Source organism: Devosia algicola (genome assembly GCF_028816455.1).
GTDB classification, from domain to species: domain Bacteria; phylum Pseudomonadota; class Alphaproteobacteria; order Rhizobiales; family Devosiaceae; genus Devosia; species Devosia algicola.
The window spans coordinates 970,211-990,631 of the sequence record NZ_CP118246.1; the positions used below are offsets into that span (position 1 = coordinate 970,211).

The following is a 20,421-nucleotide window of genomic DNA, read 5'->3' on the forward strand; positions in this document are numbered from 1 at the left end:
TTCCTGGCGTTGATTTGCTCCCAGGCTCGCCCGGGCCTCGCGAATTTACCGGACGCTTTTTCTACTGCCGATCCTGATCCCCGGCATCATCATCGGGGCGATCTGGAAACTGATGTACAACTATCAATTCGGCATCATCAACCAGATGTTGTCCGGCATTGGCCTTGGCACATTCGACTGGTTAGGCTCGTCCAACCTGGCGCTTGCGTCGGTAATTGCCGTCGATGTTTGGCACTGGACCCCATTTTCCTTTCTGCTGTTGCTGGCAGCCGTCGAGGCCCTGCCCCGCGATATTTTCGAAGCGGCACAGATCGACGGCGCCAGCACGTGGCGGACAATGCGACGCATTACGCTGCCGTTGCTGTGGCCAGCCATATTCACGACCTTCGTTTTTCGCGCCATCATCGCCTTCAAGGTTTTTGACGAGGTGTATCTCTTAACCGGCGGCGGACCGGGTACCTCGACCCAGGTCATAAGTTTTACGATCTACCAGCGCTTCTTCGTGCAAGACAATCCCGGCTACGGCTCGGCAATGTCGGTGATGGTGATGTTTGCCGTCACACTGATCATCGGCGTCGCGATGACTCGTCAGAAGGCCCAATCAGTATGAGCACGTCAATCAATCATCGAACACGAAAACTGATCGTCAATCGCAGCCTGCAGTTGGTTCTGGTCTTGGCCGCAATATTAACGATCGGCCCCTTCTTGTGGATAGCTCTCGCGTCGTTCAAAACGCAGATTTCGCTGCTCATGGGCACGGTGACATTCACGCCAGTGATGTTGAACTATGACGATGTTCTGTTTGGGCCCACCTCGACCTTTGCCACCAATTTTCTGAATTCCATCATCGTCGCCTCAACAAGTACCGCAATCGCCCTGAGTGTCGGCTTTCTGGCGGGGTACTCACTGTTTCGTATGCGCTGGTCTCGAGCGGTGGTGAACGTATTCCTGTTGTGGGCAGTGGTATTCAACATGGTGCCACCGGTCACGCTGGCGGGCGCATGGTATGAATTTTTCCGGACCATACGCCTCGACAATTCCCTCTTTGCATTGGTCCTGGCCCATACCACGCTGCACCTGCCAATGGCCCTCTGGCTGCTCTCCTCATTTCTGCGCGAAATACCGCGCGAACTTGAAGAAGCCGCCGTCGTGGATGGGGCCGGGTTTGGCATGATGCTCAGGCGGGTAATTGTGCCGGTGATGATGCCCGGCCTTGTCTCCACCGGACTCTTGATCTTCATCTTTAGTTGGAACGAATTCCCTGTGGCACTGGCACTGACCAACAATCTGACGGCCACCGTTCCAGTGGGCATCGCCAAATTCGCACAGGAAAACGAAATCAAATATACGCAAATGGCTGCCGCTTCGGTCCTATCGGCCATTCCCGCAATATTGGCCCTGATCTTTGGCCAACGCTTCATCGTGAAGGGCCTGACGGCGGGGGCAGTTAAATGACCGCGCGCCCCTACACCGCCCCGTTCGACCCAACGATCTTGCGGACCCATCATGCCAGCATTGACGCTTATGCGTCGGCGCGTCTGGTAACTCTCGGCAATGGGGCTGAACGGGGTGTGCGTGTAATCGAAATGCGCTCTGGCGGCGGTCTCGAGGCGGAAATCGTTGTCGATCGATCCTTTGATATCGGGCGACTGGCACGAGACGGCGAAACCCTCTCCTGGCACACCCAGGCCGGAAACAGGCACCCGGCAATGATCAACCCACATGCCGACGGTGGGCAAGGATATCTGCGGGGTCTGTCAGGTTTTCTATCGACCTGTGGCTTCGATCACATTCGCCAGCCGGAAACGGAGACAGCAGAGAACCTACCAATCCACCCCACCCCCGCCATCGACTATCCGCTCCATGGCATGGGCGCGCATCAACCCGCTCACTTGATTGGTTACGGCATCAAGGAAGACGGACCCAGTCCGCACCTTTGGTGCGAAGGGGAGGTCATCCAGTCGATGCTGTTTCGTGGCGCGCTTCGGCTGCGACGGCGGATTGAAATGTCGCTTGGAGGGGCAGATCTGCGGATCAGCGACCGGGTGAACAATATCGGTGCACACCCGGTACCTGTCATGATGCTATATCACTTCAACCTTGGCTATCCCCTTGTGGACCAGGAGACAACCATCGACTTCACGCCGGCTAGCGAGCCTTTGGAAGAGCAGTGATCATGATCCCTTCGCCGCTTTCGGTCCGCCCGTTTCCACCCACCAATCCGAAATTTCAGTGCACCGACCGAATGGGCAGGGCCTGTCTACCTGCCGACTGGTGAACCCTACGAGGGGACTTGAACTCGCCATAGCCTTCGATAGCGCCACCCTGCCCTTTCTGCAGCTTTTGCGGCTGCGCGGCGCTGGCTACTACATGGTCGGGATCGAACCTTGTACCGCTGCTCAGCGCAACCGCACTTCGGCGCGTCAAGCAGGCGAAATTCCGCTGTTGCAACCCGGCGAGGGTCGCGACTTTTCCATAGAAGTAGCCGCAACCCGAACGCGACCGTTGCAAGGATAACACCCTGATATGCGTGCCATTTTCATACTGTTTGATACCTTGAACCGGCATTTTCTCGAGCCCTATGGCGGCTCACTGACGCAAACGCCAAACTTTCGTCGTCTGGCCGAGCGCTCGGTGCGTTTTGACAGGCACTATGTTGGCAGTCTGCCCTGTATGCCCGCGCGTCGTGATCTTCTGACGGGCAGGCTCAATTTTATGCACCGAAGCTGGGGACCCTTGGAGCCATTTGATGTGCCGCTGCCCCAGCTGCTCAAGCAGGCCGGTGTCTATAGCCATCTGGTAACCGACCACTATCATTATCTGGAGCCGGGCGGCGTCGGCTACATGAATGCCTTTAGCAGTTTTGAGGTGTTGCGCGGCCAGGAAGGCGATTGCTGGAAAGCCGAGGTCGATCCACCGCTGACTGATTGGAAGCAGAAATATCATCCAGCCCAATACAGCGATAAACCGGGCAATCTGTACTACCACAATATGGTCAACCGCGCCGAGGTGAAGGATGAGACCGACTTTTCCTCTGTGCAATGCTTCGACCTTGGCTGCGAATTTCTCGACCGCAATAGTGCCGCCGATAATTGGTTTCTTCAGATAGAGACCTTCGACCCCCATGAACCATTTCACGCGCCCGAGCGGCTTCGCGAAAAATTCCCCACCGAATATGACGGCCCCGTTCGTGATTGGCCGCCCTATAGTCGCGTGTCCGAGGATAAGGCCGAGGCCGCAGAACTTGTTGCAAATTACATGGCGCTATTGGCCCACTGTGACGAACAGCTGGGCCGGGTGCTGGACAAGATGGATGCTCTGGACTTGTGGAAAGACACCATGCTGGTCGTTTCAACCGATCATGGTTTCCTGACCGGCGAGCATGGCTGGTGGGCCAAGAACAAGATGCCTGCCTATCAGGAAATCGCCAATATCCCGCTGTTTGTTCATCATCCCGACCACGTGCAATGCCAGGGTCAGGATCGCACCACCCTGACCCAGACGCCTGACCTGATGCCGACCTTTCTCGATGCCTTTGGCTGCTCGGTGCCGCATCAGGTTCGCGGGCAATCGATATTGCCTGCATTGGCTTCGCCTGAGGTCCGGATAAGAGACGCGGCGATCTTTGGGTATTTTGGCGGTGCCATCAATGTAACGGACGGGCAGTATAGCTATTTCCGCTACCCAGATGAACTGCTCGACCAAACCCTGTTCCAATATACGCTAATGCCCTCGCACATGCTGGAAACCTTCACAGCCCAGGAAATGGCTGGCGCGACATTAATCGACGATCTCGCCTATTCAGGCGACTATAAGGTTATGAGAATTCCGGTGATCGAACAGTCACCATGGTACAATTCCCATGGGCCCGCAGTGATGGAGGCAAATTCGTCGCTATTGTTCGATATCAAAAATGATCCTCACCAAGCCGATCCCATAGCAGACCCCGCCCTGCATGATCGCCTTATCGGGATGCTCACCACTGAAATGGCCCGTAACGACGCTCCACCAGAGGCATTCGAACGACTGGGGCTTGAGTCAAATGGAGGGCCGGAACATGGCTGAAGTATCGGTCCGAGATTTGCGTAAATCCTTTGGCGCCGTCAGCGTTCTGCATGGACTTGAAGCAGATATAGCCGATGGTGAGTTTATCGCCGTACTGGGCGAAAGTGGCTGTGGCAAGTCAACGTTTCTGCGGATCATTGCGGGCCTTGAGGACGCGACGTCGGGTGCCATCATGATTGATGGGCATGACGTGACGACCCTGTCCCCCAAGGAACGCGATATTGCTATGGTATTTCAGTCCTATGCGCTCTATCCGCATATGAGTGTACGTCAGAACATGGATTTTCCGCTTGAGGTACTAGGTCTCGACAAGGATGCGCGTAGCCGTCGAATTGACGAAACCGCGTCGCTACTCAACCTTGAACAATATCTTGACCGCAAGCCGCGCGATCTGTCTGGCGGCCAGCGACAGCGCGTCGCCATGGCGCGAGCAATCGTGCGCGAACCCAAGGTATTTCTGTTTGATGAACCGCTTTCCAATCTTGACGCCAAACTGCGCGTACAGATGCGCGGTGAGATCCGCAGTTTGCAACAAAAACTCAAGGTTACCGCGATCTACGTCACCCACGACCAGGTTGAAGCGCTCACCATGGCGGACCGGGTAATGCTATTGAACAACGGCAAGATCGAGCAATTTGCCACGCCGCTGGAATTGTATGACCGACCGGCCAGCGTGTATGTGGCCGGATTCGTTGGCGCTCCGCCGATGAATTTGGTGCCGGGCAGCATAGACGAAGAGGGTACCGTAGATGCGATCGGCACACATTTTCGGGGGCCCCGAGGTGCGGGTGGTAAGGTGATATTTGGTTTCCGCCCCGAACACCTGCGTGTCGTAGATGGTGCCGACGCTCAATTTCACGGACAGGTACTATCGTCGGAAAACACCGGAGACCGATTGAACGTGGTGCTCGAGGTTGCGGGGCAGACACTAAACCTGAGCATGGTTGAACGCCTGCCACTTAAGGTTGGTTCATCGGTACCCTTGACGGTGCTGCCCGACTTCCAGCATCTCTTTGATGAGGCCACAGGTCTTCGCATTTGAAGGGTTAGACCAAGCGTTCTTGCATATAACCATAGCTGAATGGCGTTATTGCCCGCTGTTTGATCTCGCACAGCCACATAACGGCTCATCACCTCGTTACCTGTCCCGGACTGGGTTACGGTCCAACCGAGAGCAGCCCGTCGTTATTGTCGGTTAGCGGTTCGAGGTCCATCACATGGCCGCCGAACTGGTCCTTACCGCCACCAGCAACGCCCATGATCACCAGCCGATTATCGGTTTCGACAATGCGGGCGGCTTAGCGGCCCTTCGCCCGTGGCAAAGGGCACTGAGTGAGGAATTTGGGTGGGGCTTAATCGGAGCGGATAAATCTGTTCGCCCCTGGCACTGACCTTGTCGCTCGAACAGGTCATGCTTGGTGCGGTCCGACGTATCGGTCATCGTGACCACAGCACTCAAAGTAACGTCTAAACCTACTCCGATCGATGTATGGACCCAAAGGACCCTAAGGTTCACCGTAGCTTGAAGCGTACAGTGCGGCACGAAATGGATGTTAGTAATGAGTAAACTCAAAGGACTTGCCTTGGCGCTGGTAATTTCCCTTGCCGCCTGCGTGCCAATCACACCCGACTCTTCATCGGATCGAAGCGCCTCCAGCAATCAGCAGGGAGTAAGCGCGACCGGAACAATGGTGGGGGCGCCTGGTCCTGAGGCAGGGATTGGTCTGCCAATCCTGGCGATAGCGGGTGGGTTTATCTGGATCAAGTTGCGCAAGCGACGTTCTAATCGCCGCCAGCGGTGAGCAACCAGGAAGCTTTTCACGTCGCCTTCGCCCGAAGCCGGAACGTGTCCCGGCCGATGTTGATCGGCGGCCTGATAGCCGTCGGCTTTGCCAATGGCGTCTCCAAGAACATATTTTCAGCGACCTTCGAAGACGGGCTTTTCTCGGCTGTATTCAACACCTTTGATATCAGCGTCTTTGTTTGGCTTGCCGTGGGCGCAGGCCTGCTACTGGTAGCCTCGAGCACCCTCCACTGATGCAAATCGCACCGACTGGGCACTGGCTGCCGTCGCCTGCATGGCCATGCTATTGCCGGTGCCAGAGCCTGAGTTGGCTGGCTTACACTGGTCTGGTGCTGTCCCTCTTCGTCCGCTCGACACCAGGCAGGCTCGCTGCGACGCGGCGCCACCATTCTTTTGGCGGTAACCATCCCCATGTTCTGGGCACGGGTCATAATGGCATTGTTTAACGACGCCATCCTCGCCACCGATGCCACGCTCACAGCCTGGGTGGTCGGCTCACAGCGAAATGGCAACATCGTCCCGTTCGCAAATGGGTCCGGCGCCATGTGGATCGCGCCAGGTTGCTCGTCCTTCACCAATATCTCCCTGGCCATTCTAGCCTTTGTTGCACTGGTAAATGTCACCTCCGCCAGATGGACGTCGGCAACGCTTGGGCTCGGCGCACTTACGTGTACGCTCGTCGTGCTGATCAACGTCACCCGTATCAGTCTCATAGGTTACTACCCCGGTCAGTTCGAACTCATCCATGGGAGCGTCGGAGCCAACATTGCCGGGTGGCTCACAACATTGCTCATCATGGCCATGGCCCTCTTGGCGGTAAGGCGCAATGACATCAATCTGGGCTAAGTTGGCGCTCATCACTCTGCTCGTGGCAAGCCTTGGACTCAAAGCTCAAGGCACAGATAGTGCAGATCAACCGGACGGGCAGACAGGTGACACCCCCATCCTCGGGACATTGGCCGCCGAGGGATTTGAGTTGACACAAGAAGGTGGCCTCGAAGGTCCCGCTTGGGTTGCCGCCAAGGACACCTGTCGCATTGAGATCACCAAAGTGTCGCCGCTGGGATGGCATCAGTCCGCCATGGTCGCGCGCGCAGGCGCACGGGATCTAACTTTCGTCTATGCCGGTAATATCTACGACGAGCAGCCGGTCATGCTCGGCAAACTCGATCACTACTGGCACAAGGCTCGCCAACTACTTTTATCCATCTGGACAGCCGTCCGTGTACGGCGTCGTGACCTCAGCTGGTTGCAGTTCACAGCCTGTCGACATCGACCTCATCGCCCAACTGCTGCGATGATGTGCGTCGTACCCAAGATGAATATCGGAAAGTCTACCGCCGCTAAGATTACGCCTGGCGTGGTCGTGAAAGCTATATCTCAATATATCATTCGAACCAGATCACGGTTGAATTGTCGACGACTGGCTGCACCCACTAGCGTCAGATCGCCCGACGAAAACGCCAGAATACCAACGCGCCGACGATGCTCAGTAGCCCTAGAAACGTCAGTACGCCCGCTACGCCAAAGACCGTCGCAACCGGGGCAGATAGTCCCTGAATGATGGCAGCGCCAGCAAAAAAACAAGATTGACAGCGGAAAGGGCTTTTCCTGCATGTTGTGAACTCACGGCGGCACGACAGAGGGCGAACAACAACGGTTGCACCGAGATCATCATGCCAAAAGCAATTATCAGCGTGGTATCATAAAGTGGCGAAAGCTCTTGGGTTCCGAGCATCGTCGCAACCAGGCCGCCATTTGCCCCTGCGGGCAGCAGGATTAGTGCCACGCCCGCCAGGATGTGACCAACAGTCAATATGAGATGTGGCCGACCGATGCGTTTCTCGATAAGGCCAACCACCATCGGCATCGTGATCAGCATTAATGTCAGGGCCAGTAGAACATTGCCCGCGCCCAGCCTCGACATATTCTTTGCATCCATTAGCCACGGACCGCCCCACACGCCGCGCACCCCAATCATGACGGCAAAAGACACGAAGGCCAGAATCATCACGCTTCGAAGCGCCGGCGAGAGACCAATTGATCCAACTTCCTTGATCTCAAGCCAAACATTTGCGGGCACTTGCGTTGCTGGCGCCACCGGCTTGATGACCAATTGCACGACCGCCACAACGGCGAGCGCCAACACTGCCGGCAGGCCATAGGCAACACGCCAGCCAAATTGCTCTATCAACCAAGCCATGGGACTGGCCGAAATGATCATGCCACTATTTCCAACTGCCAAAATTACGGCTGACCATAGCGCGAATTGTCGTGGCTCTGTTGTTCGTGCGGCATAGGTCAGAGGGCAAAGCAACATTCCGCTACACCCAAGTCCAAGCATTGCCTGGGTAACGGCAAAACTCAACGGTCCCTGGACAAGAGCGGCAAACATCGAGCCAACTGCAATAAGTGCAAGCAGTACGGTTGCGACCGACTTTACGCTGTATCGATCAAGTGCCACCCCGACCGGAATTTGTCCGGCGGCAAATGCGAGATGATAAAACCCCGTCATCGCCGCAACATCCCCAGCCGACACCGCCAGGTCCGCGGCCACAACATCGGATGAAATGGCGGGCAAAGTGCGGACAAGATTGGAAATCGTATGACCCAACGCCAGGATGACGAGCGCAAACGCTGCATACCAGAGCGTTTGGTGCGCAGCGCTCGAATTCTCTATCACCTGGGATTGGGTATAGGGCTTCATGCAGTTCATATAGCTCAAAAAATTAAAAAAGCGGGCAGAGAATTTCTCTGCCCGCGAAAGCCTATTTGTTTTTGCGCTTACTCGGCTCTGGCGCGTTTGATCCTGCGACCAAGCCGCTGACCGAGGCTGCCGCCAGGCTTTGCTTCTGTTTCTTTTTTGGCTGCTTACGCAGTCTGTCATCCGTACGTTTGGCCATGTTTCACGTCTCCAGCTAGGCTCGCAACTGTTCAGGCGAGCAATTTGTGGGAAGTGGTTCCGCGGCGCGGATCCACCGGTCTCATTGCCCTGGTCAGATTATCGTGCTGACCAGGGCGCGATTCCGGTTTGGGACCGTCTCCAGGTCGGCGGTGAAATGATGTTCATCGTGCAGCACTCCCGGCCATGGTGAACACACCGTCGGCCTCGGGCTGAAACAATACGATCTCGAGCTCCAGCGCCTCGCATTGTTCGGGATCATGGGAATTGACGGCAAATATTTGCCCCTCGCGCATGCCCAACAGGCCCAGGCCGCGGAATGACTTGATGGAAAGAACGGGCTCCTGGCTACCCCAGCGGGGATGAAGCAGCAGTTTGTGCTCCAGGGGGCGACCGCCATTGACCCGATATCGAACGAAACTGCCGAAAGTAGCAAGATCGGGATCGACGTCAACCAACTCAACGATTGAGGCATCACCGAGTTTTTGCTGCAGCTGGTCATAATAGGCGGCGGAGCCTAAGCCACCCTGTCTTGCCAACCCGGTCAATATGGCATGATCCCGGACGGTGAGCATGGGACGCGCAGAAGTGATCATGGATATCTCTCAAATAGGTCGGCCGTTGCGACATTGAGGCCGCAATCGCGCCGATCTTGGGAAATGGTACGGGCGAATTTTACCTGGCCCGGCTCTTGCGCTATGCAGGTAGCCGGGCCAGGTCAGAAGCCGGTAGTTAGGCTTTTACGCACCTCTTTAAAAAACATTATCAATGACATAGTCATATCCAAACATGTTGGGTCGGTGTTCGACCGTTCAACGTGACGGCTGATCACACAGACCGGAACGATGCCGGTCAGGTGTTCAGGGCCGCACATTTTAGACGTGCTCCTCATTGCAAACCGAGTGCACCACAACCTCGTGCGACTTTCCATTTCGGTTGGTCCACTTCATTGTCTGCCCGGCGCGAAGGCCGAGGATTGCCGTACCGAAGGCGGAAAAAATGGAAATGCCATTCGGCGGGTTTTCGCCGGGGTATGCAAGGCGCAGGATTTGCGGCTCGCCTCCGTCTATGCTGGCCACTGCGCTTGACCCCATTCGCACCACATCGTTGGGCAGCAGTCGATCATTGATGACCCTGGCGCGGTCCAGTTCGTAAAGAAGATCGTCGGCTTCGTCAGCACTATGGTTGACACCACCCAATGCCAGAACGACGAGGTCGTGACGATCCGCTTCCCCTACAATTATGGGGGGCAGGCCAAAATCGAAGAATCCCATATTATCCTCCTGATAAAACTACCAACACCATTCACCCGTTGACCATCATGCAGCGCTTGGTCCCGGATCGTCAGTCCCGCCATATGGCGATGCCACCCACTTCGGCTTGGCCAATTCGTGCCGCGGCACGAACTGGATAGGCGCCGACGCGCGTTTTTGCTCGGGCTGATAGGGCACGGCTTCGACATGCAACTGCTCTACGGACCCGTCGCGCCGTACGGCGGCGACGGTTTGACCAACGGCGGCACCAATCAGCGCCAGACCTCTGGGCGAGGTCAAAAGCATGGTCATGCCGTATATCTCCTCGGCGGGTCCCCTGACCAACACCCGCTCGTCGACCTGCATGGTGCCAATGCCAAACCGCACGCGGCTATTGAGGGTGACGATGTCGCTGGGAATATCAGCGGGAAACATTACGGTCGCGGCTGAAAGCTTGCGCCGCAGAATGTCGGCCGCTCCGGCAAAAGGCTCGGTCCACTGCTGGGACATGGTCTCGAGCACAGCAAAGTCGTTCGAGGTCAGAATGACTGGCAGGTGATAGGTCATATTCAGGCTCCGGAAAGAAGGTTGTCTTGCAGCGACACCCCTGATCCGAAGGCATGACCTTACTGGATCAGGGGACAGGTCCTGTCTTGAGTTTGCCGCATGGCTGAAGCGCAATGTTTCATTCAGGCATCCTCTGGCACATCAACGACATTGATCACCGACAACACCGTCAGGACGTTGTTGCGTCCATCACGCGTTTCCCAGGTAATGGACTGTCCGGTTCTAAGCCCGATCAGTGCCGCACCAACGGGCGTGAGGACCGACACCCGGCCGCGGGAAATGTCCGCCTGAACCGGATAAACCAGGCTCCAAACTCACCAGATCGTCCCGGTCAGTGCGGTACTGGACGCGGGTACCCATGCGAATGGTATCTCGGGGTAGTTTGGCGTCGGGCACGATACGTGCGCGTTCGATCTCGGTCATGAGACTGTCAGCCGCCGAAGAACCGCTACCGGCGGCCGCCAATGCAAACAGCTGCCGGTGCTCCGATTGAGCGATAGTGATCTGTGGTCTAAGAATTCTTTTGCGCAAGATGCTTCTCCATTTGCAGCAAGGCAATCCAGTCAAGACCTGGTGGCCGACTAACTATACCCATTCAACGATGCTGAAATTACCTGGATCCCTAAACTTGGCATGCAATGGCATGCCCAAGTTTAGGGCAACTACCCTGCGACCGGTGTGGCCCGGCGCACATCTGTGTGGAGGAAGTTGAATATCTGGCTCATATAGCCAAGATAGGGGTAAGAAAATTAAAGTCAAGTCGAACCAGGAGTGTCTTGGCTGCAGGCCATATTTCGGGTTTGTCGAAACGACAATATAAATATTTATGATACTTAAAACCTGCCACGCGCCAGATGTGATCAATATCAACGTAACAATTACCCGCGACGTGGCATTTTGTCCCTGAGACATAAATACCTTTGGCCTTGAATATTCTAGGATGGCGGCCAACTACAGTGTTGGTGCTGCGGCGCCATCGTAAAATGTTCGCTGTATATTCCCCACATTCGGGAACAGGAGGTAAATCATGCCGACGCTCAGGTCCTGTCGTTCTTGTGCAGGGTCCCGTCCTCGTGCTGCAATACGTTGCCCATGGTGTCTTCGCAGCTATTCCTGGGACCAAGCTGGCACCGGCGGTGGCGTCACAAGCCCATTTCCTGCAAAGGATGCCGCCGAAAGCCGCCGTTCATTCGGCCGCCCGTCATTCGCTCGCCAACAGCGTTGATCTCCTGCCGATTAAGCGGAGTTTAACAGACGCACGCCCGAAGAGCCGGTCGCAATAATATGCGCTGGCAACTTCGCGTTACTTCGGGTCATCTCCGGCTGCATGTCGGCAATGTCCGGACCAGCCCCCAAACATCTTGGTTACTTCAACGGGCCGATGTCGCCGAGAACTGGTCCGGTGCACCTTCAGCCGAAATCGATCCCCCACTACGCCGCTGCACACTATACAAGAGCGGATTCATAAAGGCGCTGGCACTTTTCGCAGGCTCGGATGTTACCCGCCCCGTTTGCGGCTTCGGACTCCAGTTGCGCAGCGATGCTACGCGCCTCGCCGCTGGTGCGGGCGCGGACAGCGACCTCGCCATGGTTGCGCGCCAACGCCCAATGGGCACCCGGCGGGTAGGGTATCAATCGGAAAACATGCAAATCACTATCTCCCTTATCAGCGGCGCATACGCCACGCCCTGCGGTGAACCCCTGCGTCCGCAATATGCCTGACGAGGCCGCGAGGCTTATGGCTAGTCGCGGGATCGCAGCCAAGAAATCTCGTTGACCCGCTTCGGCGAAGACAACCCTGAATTCGACCCAATAATCAGTCCGCCATCGTCCTCCCATCGAGACAGGCAAGCCATCAACGCGTCCACGTTTCGCTCATTGTGGCGCGCATGCGATTGCCTTGGTTCGTTGGAATTGACGTAATCTAGTTCATACTTCACGGGGTAACCTTTCTCAGTCTCGACCAACCCAATTCATCCATCAGTGCACCTCATGGTGCCGTTCGGCAGGCGCCGCCTTACGCAATTGCAGCGGCCGCTCAAACGGCAATGGCTCCATGGCCATCAGCCACTCACGACCATCAAGCCGCGTCTGTTCGTGTGGATAAATGTGTTCAACCATTACTTCCTGGGTTCTGCGATCGCTGTTCCGAAACCTGATCCATTGACCCACGCGCAAGCCGAGCAATGCCAACCCACTCGGGCGTAGTAATGAAATCGCGGGACTGGGAGTGCGCTCGTGCAGGTTCCATACCAGTGTGCGATCATCCGATCGACCGTTAGCAAACTTGAAACGGACGCGTTGACCGCTGGCCACCGCCTCCCCTGCATCCTCACTTGGACGAATGATGACCGCGGTGCCGAGTTTGCGGCGTACAAGCGTTGCGAGCGGGGATCTGCTCCCGATCAACGAACCCATTAGTACCTGTAAGCGTGAATAATCAGCCGAGGACAGGCTGGTAGCGCAGTAACTATGCATGAACTTTCTCCATCTCGGTACAGAGTTTATCCCCCCGATTGAAAATCATCGGGCGGGCTGCCGCGCTGGAGGGCGCACCCAGTTCACATGTCGCGCGTTGGACCTAAATAGCTGGCTTGGGTGGTGACGTCTTAACAAGTTAGCCAAGCGTCGCCTTAGCCAGCCGACAAGAACCGCCCGCCTCGGTGTGCGATCACTGAACAATGTCTTGTTCTGATCAACAGATCGGCGTCATTGCGCATCAATGTGGGGCATTACTTTCCTAGGTCCCGCTGGCGCGGCGCACGCAGGCCTAGGCCTACAGTCCTGCGACGAGTGGGCCTCGATAGACAAGCGACAGTGGGAGAAAGTGGTGCGTGCTCATACACCGAATATAGGCTAGATTATTAACCATTCAAGGCCTTGAAGGACATAGCGAGGCGCGACAGATGCAAAAGACCGCCGAGCATGGGAAGAATGCCAGAGTTTAATCGTGTCGGTCAGAAAATTTCAACGCTTGAGCACCATGCATCGCCGATAATGGCCATCAATAAGTATCAGAACTAAGAGCGTCCGATACTGCAAATGCGCTGCGCCCTATCTGGTTGGATAAGCCAGAGTCGGCGTCATACGCGCGTAAACGTCGTGATACGGTCATGAATGCTATGCAGTCCGAGACGATTTGATTGCCAGTCCGATAGCGGTCCTGTCTAAATTCCTTACGCTGCAGCCGGGCCGACGCGAACGCGCGGCAATATTCAGATTGCAGCCATCACAAGAATGGCCACAGGATTTGTCGCTGTGGAATTGACTCGATGCCCTATCATGCTACGCTGTAATTACTAATAACAAGCGGAGCGCCCCGATGCCATTGGTATATTCCCCCGATAACACGCCCGAGGTACGGACCTGGCAACCGTTTGAACTCGGCTTCAAATCCGAACGAACTTATGAGAATGCCTATATTGAAGAAGAATTTTGGATAGACCTCAAGGGGCCAAATTTCTCCAAACGGGTATATGGCTTCTGGAATGGCAAGCAAGATTTCGTGGTACGGCTTACGGCCCCTTCCGCAGGCGCATGGACTTGGCGGAGTGGCGCAAAATCCAATGACACGGGGTTGGCCAACAAGTCTGGCAGCTTTGAGGCCGTAGCGTGGTCCGAGGCGGAACTGGCGGAAAACCCCAACCGCCGCGGTATCGTGCGCGCTGGCAAGAATCCCCACTCTCTGGAATATGCGGATGGTACGCCGTTTTTCCTGGTTGGCGATACCTGGTGGTCGGTGCCGACCTTCCGCTTTCCCCTGCCTGATGGCACGAGTGGCGATGAATTAGGGCCACAATCCACGATTGTCGATTATGTGCAATTCAGAAAGGATCAGGGGTTCAATTCGGTTGCCCTGATTACCGCCATGCCGTGCTGGGACAATGATGGCCACGCCAATAATTTGTTCGATGAAGACGGGGCCTGCGTTCGCAACGCATGGGCATTGCCATCGGGTTCGGCCATGCCGATGCACAATGAGGGTGGTAGGCCATTTGAATTTCCTGGCAAGGTACCAGGGTTCGAGGATGTCGTGCCCGATTATGATCGCGTTAATCCCCAATTCTTCAAGATTCTTGACCAGAAAATGGACATTCTATTCGACATGGGTTTTGTGCCCTTCGTTGAAGTGGCGAGGCGCGACACCGGGCCTATGTGGCAAAAGCACCATGACTGGCCCGAAAGCTATGCCCGCTTTGTACAATATATTTTCGCGCGATATCAGGCGCATAACACCATTCTCAGTCCAATCCATTTTGACTTTTACGAAAAAACCATTCCGAGCCGCGATTACAATGAACCGTGTAATCTTGTCGTTGACCGCTGGGGCAAACCACCATTCGGGACTTTGCTATCGGCCAATCCCGGCCCCTCGACGCTTGTAAATTTCGGTGGCCCGGAAGAGTGCCGCTGGTTGGACATGCATCAGATCGGAAACTCCCGCGAGCATTATGCTTATTGGTATTTGACGGAACAGTTCAATGCCGAACCTAAACTGCCCGCGTTGAATGGGGAGCCATATTATTCGGGTTTGGATGCGCTTGGCGTGTCCTATCCTTATGGCAAGCCGGGCAATACGCCAGAAGACGACATGTATGTGCGTTCGGGCATGTATGGCAGCCTGCTCTCGGGTGGGTTCGCGGGGTATATTTATGGCTGCGAAGGTGTTTGGCAGTCGTCAGTTGAACCGGACTCCAAAGTCAAGATGTGGGATGCGTTCAAGTGGAGTTCGGCCCAAACGGTCAAACATTTGCGCAGCTTCGCGATGGTGCGTGGCAATGACTTTTGCAACTTGATCCCGAATGCGGAACATCTGGTTCCCAACCGTAACGGCGAGCCGATGGGCTATGAAGGTTGGAGCTATGCGGCGGGCAATGCTGAAAAATCCTGGTTCCTCGTCTATTTCGAGGCAAATTGTGCTGACCACATAGTGATGCGTGGACTCAAGCGCCAACACGCTAAGTACAAGGCCACATGGTTTGATCCCAGAACTGGTGAGTGGCGCAAAGAGAGCGTCGAGTTGCAAGTGCCCGCCAGCGCCCTGCTGGAACTACCAGAACGACCAGACAATACTTTGGATTGGGGATTGATGCTTGAGTTGATTGTGTAGTTATCGTGACCATTGGGGCAGAACGTGAAGCGTTTCTCGCCGATTTGCCGATCGTGGATGCACATCACCACTATTGGCAACTTGGCGGACGTCTCGCTTATCCCTGGCTGGAAACTGAGCCATGGCTGCGCTTTCGCTATGGTGACTATGCAGCCATTCGGCGTGACTATTTGCCAGCGGACTATCGTCGCGATGCCGGAACGCACAATATAGTTGCCGATGTCCATATGGAAGCCGAAGTCGCGGCGGGATCGGGACCGGCCGAAATTGACTGGCTAGATGAGACTCGGGGAGGATACCCCTTCGGCTGCGGTTGCCCAAATCTGGTTGGGTCAACCAGATATCGCCGAACAGCTTGTCGCGCTGCAAAGGCGGAAGCTGGTGCGGGCAGTCCGGCAAAAGCCGGCAAGTTGCAGCCGTGGGGACGCGATGCGTGGTGCGCCGGGGTCAATGGATGACCAGACATGGCGAGACGGATACGCCTTGCTGGACGCGACCGAACTGCATTTTGAATTACAAACGCCATACTGGCATCTTGATGCCGCAAGCGATCTGGCGGCCGATTTTCCCCAAACCACAATCGCCCTGAACCATTGCGGCCTGCCTGCAGATCGTTCTGAGGAAGGCTTATTGGCTTGGAGACGGGCGCTAGAGATGTTGGCTCGCAACGAGAACGTTCGCATCAAACTATCGGGGTTGGGAGTGTCGCCCGGCGTGTGGCCACAGGCTCAGAACATTGAGATCATTCAAACGGCCATCGGAATTTTTGGTCCACGGCGAGCGATGTTTGCCAGCAATTTTCCGGTTGATGGATTGTGCGTGGACATGAATACGATGTTCACGACCTACAAAATTGGCGTCGCTGACATGACAGAAGCCGACATACGCGCTCTGTTTTGCGACAATTCGGCCGCACTCTATCGACTGCGCGCCTGAATGGCGGCCGAACGATCGCTCATCAACTGTTTTCAAATTCTTTCTTGACGAAGTCCCGCACCCGCTGCCACCCCTGCTCCATGTGAATGGCCAGCAGTGTTGCCAGGCGCTCGCCATCACGGGTCTTTAGTGCGTCCAACATTTCCTCATGTTCGCCAAGAGCGTCCTTCCAGCCGCCAGCATCGTTGGTGCAGGCATAGCGAATTCTCCGCATTCGCATCAACAACTTCTCGTGCACGTCAGCCAATACCGCATTGTGGGCGGCGGCGACGATCAGACTGTGAACTTTTTGGTTCATTTCGAAATAGGTCGCACGATTGTTGATGCGATAAGCGGCCACCATCTTGTTGTGGGTACTGACGATTCTGGCAATTTCTGCTTCGCTGGCACGCTCGATGGCAAGCTTGGACGCTGCCGTTTCGATCGCCCCCGCGGCTTCAAAAAGCTGCTTGACTTCCTGCGGGTTGACAATCTTGATGCTCGCGCCCGAACGGGGGCGGACCTGCAGCAAACCTTCGGCGGCCAAAATTTTTACAGCTTCGCGCACCGGAGTCCGAGAAACACCAAGTTCCTCGCTTAGCTGTAGGCTCGGGAAGGGTTTCGTGCGGTCCCCATCTACCCTCCACAACCATTTCTCTGAGCCTGCGGTACAATTTCCTCGTGCAATGACTTCCGCAGTATTTTTCTTGCAGCAATGGCCAAATCATTATCCCCAAGGCTTACCCACAACGCGAAGCCAACTTATCCGCAAAATCGTCGTGAAAGTAAATTGAGGTTCAACGCGACCTCTCGAGAGTGCACAATTGGCAGGATTTCATTTCCGGGCAACCGCGAGCCCGGATTCGGCATCGAAAAAATGAAGGCGTTCACAATCAACTGTTACTTCTGCTATCTCGCCGGTTTGTAATTTCGATTTTGCATCAAACCGGGCGACACAAATGCCTACGCTTTCCTTGTCGAGGGATTTGGAGATGTCGGAAAGCGTATCGGGGTCAATGACTTCGGCCATTTTCGCATCAAAATCGAGATGGATAATATTGTCCGACCCCAGGGCCTCGGCCAGAATGACCTTGGCCGACAAAGTCTGATCCTTTGGATGATCGGGCCTAAGTTGTACGTCCTCCATATCTTCAGGTCGGATTCCGGCGATGATTTCTCGCCCGACATAATTTTCCAATTCCGGGCGCTGTTCAAAAGCGGTTGCTGGCACCTGAAGCGAGTGTGAGCCGAGTTGCATTGGCGCGCCATTTGCCGTTTTTTGGCCCAGATGCGCGTGAAACAGATTCATAGCGGGCGAGCCAATAAAGGAGGCAACGAATGTGTTGGCGGGCCGGTCATAGATATTGCTGGGCGTATCGACCTGCTGAAGCATGCCGTCCTTCAACAATGCGACGCGGTCCCCCATGGTCATTGCCTCGACCTGATCATGGGTCACATAAATTGTGGTGACACCAAGTCGATCCTGGATGCGGGCGATTTCCGAGCGCATCTGGACACGTAGTTTGGCGTCCAAATTGGATAGCGGCTCATCCATAAGAAATACGGCGGGTTGGCGCACGATGGCGCGCCCCATGGCGACACGCTGGCGCTGACCGCCGGACAGCTGCCCAGGACGCCGTTTGAGATATGGCTCAAGCTGAAGAATTGCTGCGACCTCATTGACCTTCTGCTCGATTTGAGCGGTCGGCAGCTTCGCGATTTGCAGCGCGAAGGCCATATTGTCAAACACAGACATGTGCGGATAAAGCGCATAGTTCTGGAAGACCATGGCAATATCGCGGTCCCTGGCGTGGACATCGTTGACCACGTTGCCGGCGATCGAGACTTCGCCACCGGTAATTTCTTCCAACCCGGCAATCATGCGAAGCGCGGTCGACTTGCCGCATCCGGACGGTCCAACCAGTACCAAAAACTCGCCATCGGCAATGTCCAGGCTCAAATCCTTGACCGCCGTTATCGCGCCGTTGCCGTATTGTTTAGTGAGATTATTGAGAGCGACTGTGGCCATGATATCCCTTACTTGAAGCCTTGGGTGGCGACGCCTTGTACGAGGAAACGCTGCGACGCGATAAAGAAACCGAGCACTGGCGCAATCGCCAGCGTGGCCATTGCGAACATGCCGCCGAAGGTTGACTGACCGCCACCAGAGTCCACAAACATGCGCAACCCCAACGGAACTGTCATTCGTTCCAACCCGGATAGATAGATGAGCCTGGCTGAGGAAATCATTGTATGTGTTGATGAACGTGAAGATCGATGTCGTTACGATGGCAGGGACGCAAAGCGGCAAAATGATGCGGGTGAAACGCTGCCAATAGGAAGCGCCATCTACCATTGCCGCCTGCTCCAGCTCCCTGGGTAGCGTGCGCATGAATTGCACCATCAAGAAAATGAAAAACGCATCTGTGGCAAGAAATTTCGGCACAACCAGCGGCAGGATGGTATTAACCCAGCCGATTTTCACGAAGGCAATATATTGTGGGATCAACTGGGCATGAATTGGCAGCATGATCGAGCCAATCATGATCGCGAACCAAAAGCTTTTCCAACGGAAATTGAGACGCGCGAAGGCATATCCAGCCAGGCACGAGGCCATGACATTTCCTACAATCGCCAACCCAGAAATAATGAAGGAGTTCACGAAAAACGTGCCGAAAGTGGTATCACCGAAGAAGTTCCAGCCGGTGACATAGTTTTCGAGCGTCCAGTTCGTCGGAATAAGCCCCTTATCAGCAAAAATTTCGCCTTGTGGGCGGAGTGATGACAGCACCATCCAGATGACGGGATAGATCATGATGAGCGCAAGCAGGATCAGGCACGCGTGTATCATAAAGGCCGTGCTTCGGGACATTTTGCCCCACCGAAGCCGGGAACGGGACTTTGTCGGATTAACCGTCGCCATAATACACCCAAAATCTTGCGGACCAGAATAGCAGTCCCGTAAAGACCGCAATGACGATAAGCAGCACCCATGCCATCGCAGAGGCGTAGCCCATATCGAGTTGCACGAAGGCGCGTTGGTATAGGTAAAGGGTATAGAGGAGCGTGCTTTCGGCCGGCCCACCGGTGCCATTGGACACGATGAATGACTGGGTGAAAGCCTGGAATGAATGGATAACCTGAAGGATCAGGTTAAAGAAAATGACCGGCGTCAGCAGCGGCAGCGTGATACGACGAAATCGCGTCCATGCCGACGCCCCATCAATGGAGGCGGCCTCGTAAAGCGACGTTGGTATCTGGCGAAGAGCCGCCAGAAAAATCACCATCGCGGCGCCAAAGGTCCAGACATTGAGTGAAACCAGGGTCCAAGGGGCGGTTTCTGGGGTCGCGACCCAGCTTCTCGTGGCGATGCCGAATCCCTGCAGAAACTGATTTACGATACCGCTTGAGCCAAACACCTCACGCCACAATAGGCCAATCGCGACGCTGCCGCCGATCAGTGAGGGAATATAGAATATCGAGCGGTATACCGGCAAAAATGACAACCCGCGATTGAGCAAAACGGCAATGCCAAGCGACATGACCAGCACCAAAGGCACCGACCAGCCGACAAAAAAGAAGGTAACCCGAACCGCCGCCCAGAATTGCGGATCCCAGATAAACAGCTCGACATAGTTATCGAGCCCGATCCAACGCGGCGGCTTCAAAATGTTGTAGCGGGTGAATGAGAGATATAGCGATACAAGAACCGGCCCGAGCGTGATGAATACCAACCCCAAAAACCATGGCAGCAGGAACACATAGGCCGTTCGGTTTTCGAGTCTGTTTGGGCGTTAGCCGACTG

At 55.4% G+C, this 20,421-nt stretch carries 22 protein-coding genes and 1 pseudogene; 13 read left to right on the top strand and 10 right to left on the bottom strand.

All coding sequences use genetic code 11. The features are described from left to right. Positions 1 to 43 precede the first annotated feature (43 nt). The 9 genes from PSQ19_RS05050 to PSQ19_RS05090 all read left to right on the top strand — a co-directional run bounded on the left by PSQ19_RS05050 (position 44) and on the right by PSQ19_RS05090 (position 6,715). Positions 44 to 610, top strand: coding sequence for a carbohydrate ABC transporter permease (locus PSQ19_RS05050; RefSeq protein ID WP_282220616.1), 567 nt, complete (start codon positions 44 to 46; stop codon positions 608 to 610). Then, positions 607 to 1,455, top strand: coding sequence for a carbohydrate ABC transporter permease (locus PSQ19_RS05055; protein ID WP_282219864.1), 849 nt, complete (start codon positions 607 to 609; stop codon positions 1,453 to 1,455). The genes PSQ19_RS05050 and PSQ19_RS05055 overlap by 4 nt, the downstream gene beginning before the upstream one ends. Continuing rightward, positions 1,452 to 2,174, top strand: coding sequence for a DUF4432 family protein (locus PSQ19_RS05060; RefSeq protein WP_282219865.1), 723 nt, complete (start codon positions 1,452 to 1,454; stop codon positions 2,172 to 2,174). The genes PSQ19_RS05055 and PSQ19_RS05060 overlap by 4 nt, the downstream gene beginning before the upstream one ends. Next, a complete protein-coding gene (locus tag PSQ19_RS05065) occupies positions 2,113 to 2,517 on the top strand; it encodes a DUF4432 family protein (RefSeq protein WP_282219866.1) in 405 nt (134 codons plus the stop codon). The genes PSQ19_RS05060 and PSQ19_RS05065 overlap by 62 nt, the downstream gene beginning before the upstream one ends. A 9-nt stretch (positions 2,518 to 2,526) precedes the next feature. Then, positions 2,527 to 4,065, top strand: coding sequence for a sulfatase (locus PSQ19_RS05070; protein ID WP_282219867.1), 1,539 nt, complete (start codon positions 2,527 to 2,529; stop codon positions 4,063 to 4,065). Then, a complete protein-coding gene (locus tag PSQ19_RS05075; protein WP_282219868.1) occupies positions 4,058 to 5,107 on the top strand; it encodes an ABC transporter ATP-binding protein in 1,050 nt (349 codons plus the stop codon). Before PSQ19_RS05070 ends, PSQ19_RS05075 begins: the two co-directional genes overlap by 8 nt. 517 nt (positions 5,108 to 5,624) lie before the next feature. Beyond that, positions 5,625 to 5,867, top strand: a complete 243-nt coding sequence (locus PSQ19_RS05080; RefSeq protein WP_282219869.1) for a hypothetical protein — start codon at positions 5,625 to 5,627, stop codon at positions 5,865 to 5,867. Further along, complete coding sequence (locus PSQ19_RS05085; RefSeq protein ID WP_282219870.1) at positions 5,864 to 6,103, top strand: hypothetical protein; 240 nt, start codon at positions 5,864 to 5,866, stop codon at positions 6,101 to 6,103. The genes PSQ19_RS05080 and PSQ19_RS05085 overlap by 4 nt, the downstream gene beginning before the upstream one ends. 198 nt (positions 6,104 to 6,301) lie before the next feature. Continuing rightward, complete coding sequence (locus PSQ19_RS05090; protein ID WP_282219871.1) at positions 6,302 to 6,715, top strand: hypothetical protein; 414 nt, start codon at positions 6,302 to 6,304, stop codon at positions 6,713 to 6,715. A gap of 673 nt (positions 6,716 to 7,388) precedes the next feature. On the opposite strand, the gene PSQ19_RS05095 is transcribed toward PSQ19_RS05090, so the two are convergent. The 5 genes from PSQ19_RS05095 to PSQ19_RS05115 all read right to left on the bottom strand — a co-directional run bounded on the left by PSQ19_RS05095 (position 7,389) and on the right by PSQ19_RS05115 (position 10,896). After that, entirely contained in the window at positions 7,389 to 8,576 is a 1,188-nt protein-coding gene (locus tag PSQ19_RS05095; protein WP_282219872.1) for an MFS transporter, read from the bottom strand. 359 nt (positions 8,577 to 8,935) lie between these two features. Continuing rightward, entirely contained in the window at positions 8,936 to 9,367 is a 432-nt protein-coding gene (locus PSQ19_RS05100; RefSeq protein WP_282219873.1) for a hypothetical protein, read from the bottom strand. Positions 9,368 to 9,646: 279 nt separating this feature from the next. Continuing rightward, positions 9,647 to 10,045, bottom strand: coding sequence for a GreA/GreB family elongation factor (locus tag PSQ19_RS05105; protein ID WP_282219874.1), 399 nt, complete (start codon positions 10,043 to 10,045; stop codon positions 9,647 to 9,649). A gap of 45 nt (positions 10,046 to 10,090) precedes the next feature. Beyond that, entirely contained in the window at positions 10,091 to 10,591 is a 501-nt protein-coding gene (locus PSQ19_RS05110) for a nucleoside-diphosphate kinase (RefSeq protein ID WP_282219875.1), read from the bottom strand. 122 nt (positions 10,592 to 10,713) lie between these two features. Then, a complete protein-coding gene (locus PSQ19_RS05115) occupies positions 10,714 to 10,896 on the bottom strand; it encodes a GreA/GreB family elongation factor (protein WP_407649143.1) in 183 nt (60 codons plus the stop codon). Positions 10,897 to 11,875: 979 nt separating this feature from the next. On the opposite strand from PSQ19_RS05115, the gene PSQ19_RS05120 reads away from it, so the two are divergent. Next, positions 11,876 to 12,313 (top strand): hypothetical protein, encoded by a 438-nt coding sequence (locus PSQ19_RS05120; RefSeq protein ID WP_282219877.1) that lies wholly within the window; start codon positions 11,876 to 11,878, stop codon positions 12,311 to 12,313. Positions 12,314 to 12,571: 258 nt separating this feature from the next. Here PSQ19_RS05120 and PSQ19_RS05125 read toward each other — a convergent pair whose 3' ends face one another. After that, complete coding sequence (locus PSQ19_RS05125; RefSeq protein WP_282219878.1) at positions 12,572 to 12,712, bottom strand: hypothetical protein; 141 nt, start codon at positions 12,710 to 12,712, stop codon at positions 12,572 to 12,574. 1,201 nt (positions 12,713 to 13,913) lie between these two features. Here PSQ19_RS05125 and PSQ19_RS05130 point away from each other — a divergent pair. The 3 genes from PSQ19_RS05130 to PSQ19_RS05140 are packed head-to-tail and all read left to right on the top strand — an operon-like array spanning position 13,914 to position 16,637. Next, the gene (locus PSQ19_RS05130; RefSeq protein WP_282219879.1) at positions 13,914 to 15,701 is read left to right on the top strand and encodes a DUF5060 domain-containing protein; all 1,788 of its coding nucleotides are present in this window, start codon (positions 13,914 to 13,916) and stop codon (positions 15,699 to 15,701) included. Positions 15,702 to 15,706: 5 nt separating this feature from the next. Then, on the top strand, positions 15,707 to 16,159 hold the full coding sequence (locus PSQ19_RS05135; protein WP_282219880.1) for a hypothetical protein: 453 nt from the start codon (positions 15,707 to 15,709) through the stop codon (positions 16,157 to 16,159). Then, positions 16,131 to 16,637 carry an amidohydrolase family protein gene (locus PSQ19_RS05140; RefSeq protein ID WP_407649086.1) on the top strand — a complete coding sequence of 169 codons (507 nt, stop codon included), beginning with the start codon at positions 16,131 to 16,133 and terminating at the stop codon, positions 16,635 to 16,637. The genes PSQ19_RS05135 and PSQ19_RS05140 overlap by 29 nt, the downstream gene beginning before the upstream one ends. Positions 16,638 to 16,659: 22 nt before the next feature. On the opposite strand, the gene PSQ19_RS05145 is transcribed toward PSQ19_RS05140, so the two are convergent. The 4 genes and pseudogenes from PSQ19_RS05145 to PSQ19_RS05160 form a co-directional block, all read right to left on the bottom strand. Beyond that, positions 16,660 to 17,265: a GntR family transcriptional regulator gene (locus PSQ19_RS05145; protein ID WP_282219882.1), complete on the bottom strand. Its 606-nt coding sequence runs from the start codon at positions 17,263 to 17,265 to the stop codon at positions 16,660 to 16,662. A 186-nt stretch (positions 17,266 to 17,451) separates the two neighbouring features. Further along, positions 17,452 to 18,645, bottom strand: coding sequence for an ABC transporter ATP-binding protein (locus tag PSQ19_RS05150; RefSeq protein WP_282220617.1), 1,194 nt, complete (start codon positions 18,643 to 18,645; stop codon positions 17,452 to 17,454). A gap of 8 nt (positions 18,646 to 18,653) precedes the next feature. Beyond that, a pseudogene (locus PSQ19_RS19320) lies at positions 18,654 to 19,539 on the bottom strand (carbohydrate ABC transporter permease). Continuing rightward, positions 19,526 to 20,377: a carbohydrate ABC transporter permease gene (locus tag PSQ19_RS05160; protein WP_282219883.1), complete on the bottom strand. Its 852-nt coding sequence runs from the start codon at positions 20,375 to 20,377 to the stop codon at positions 19,526 to 19,528. The pseudogene PSQ19_RS19320 and the gene PSQ19_RS05160 overlap by 14 nt, the downstream one beginning before the upstream one ends. Positions 20,378 to 20,421 lie beyond the last annotated feature (44 nt).

What these genes read in the sequence shown, in the direction of transcription:
- PSQ19_RS05070 (WP_282219867.1), top strand. Translation starts at nt 2,527, where the DNA reads ATGCGTGCCATTTTCATACTGTTTGATACCTTGAACCGGCATTTTCTC.
- PSQ19_RS05110 (WP_282219875.1), bottom strand. Translation starts at nt 10,591, where the DNA reads ATGACCTATCACCTGCCAGTCATTCTGACCTCGAACGACTTTGCTGTG.
- PSQ19_RS05105 (WP_282219874.1), bottom strand. Translation starts at nt 10,045, where the DNA reads ATGGGATTCTTCGATTTTGGCCTGCCCCCCATAATTGTAGGGGAAGCG.
- PSQ19_RS05055 (WP_282219864.1), top strand. Translation starts at nt 607, where the DNA reads ATGAGCACGTCAATCAATCATCGAACACGAAAACTGATCGTCAATCGC.
- PSQ19_RS05140 (WP_407649086.1), top strand. Translation starts at nt 16,131, where the DNA reads ATGCGTGGTGCGCCGGGGTCAATGGATGACCAGACATGGCGAGACGGA.
- PSQ19_RS05060 (WP_282219865.1), top strand. Translation starts at nt 1,452, where the DNA reads ATGACCGCGCGCCCCTACACCGCCCCGTTCGACCCAACGATCTTGCGG.
- PSQ19_RS05075 (WP_282219868.1), top strand. Translation starts at nt 4,058, where the DNA reads ATGGCTGAAGTATCGGTCCGAGATTTGCGTAAATCCTTTGGCGCCGTC.
- PSQ19_RS05120 (WP_282219877.1), top strand. Translation starts at nt 11,876, where the DNA reads ATGCGCTGGCAACTTCGCGTTACTTCGGGTCATCTCCGGCTGCATGTC.
- PSQ19_RS05125 (WP_282219878.1), bottom strand. Translation starts at nt 12,712, where the DNA reads ATGGTTGAACACATTTATCCACACGAACAGACGCGGCTTGATGGTCGT.
- PSQ19_RS05130 (WP_282219879.1), top strand. Translation starts at nt 13,914, where the DNA reads ATGCCATTGGTATATTCCCCCGATAACACGCCCGAGGTACGGACCTGG.
- PSQ19_RS05100 (WP_282219873.1), bottom strand. Translation starts at nt 9,367, where the DNA reads ATGATCACTTCTGCGCGTCCCATGCTCACCGTCCGGGATCATGCCATA.
- PSQ19_RS05090 (WP_282219871.1), top strand. Translation starts at nt 6,302, where the DNA reads ATGGCATTGTTTAACGACGCCATCCTCGCCACCGATGCCACGCTCACA.
- PSQ19_RS05095 (WP_282219872.1), bottom strand. Translation starts at nt 8,576, where the DNA reads ATGAAGCCCTATACCCAATCCCAGGTGATAGAGAATTCGAGCGCTGCG.
- PSQ19_RS05080 (WP_282219869.1), top strand. Translation starts at nt 5,625, where the DNA reads ATGAGTAAACTCAAAGGACTTGCCTTGGCGCTGGTAATTTCCCTTGCC.
- PSQ19_RS05150 (WP_282220617.1), bottom strand. Translation starts at nt 18,645, where the DNA reads ATGGCCACAGTCGCTCTCAATAATCTCACTAAACAATACGGCAACGGC.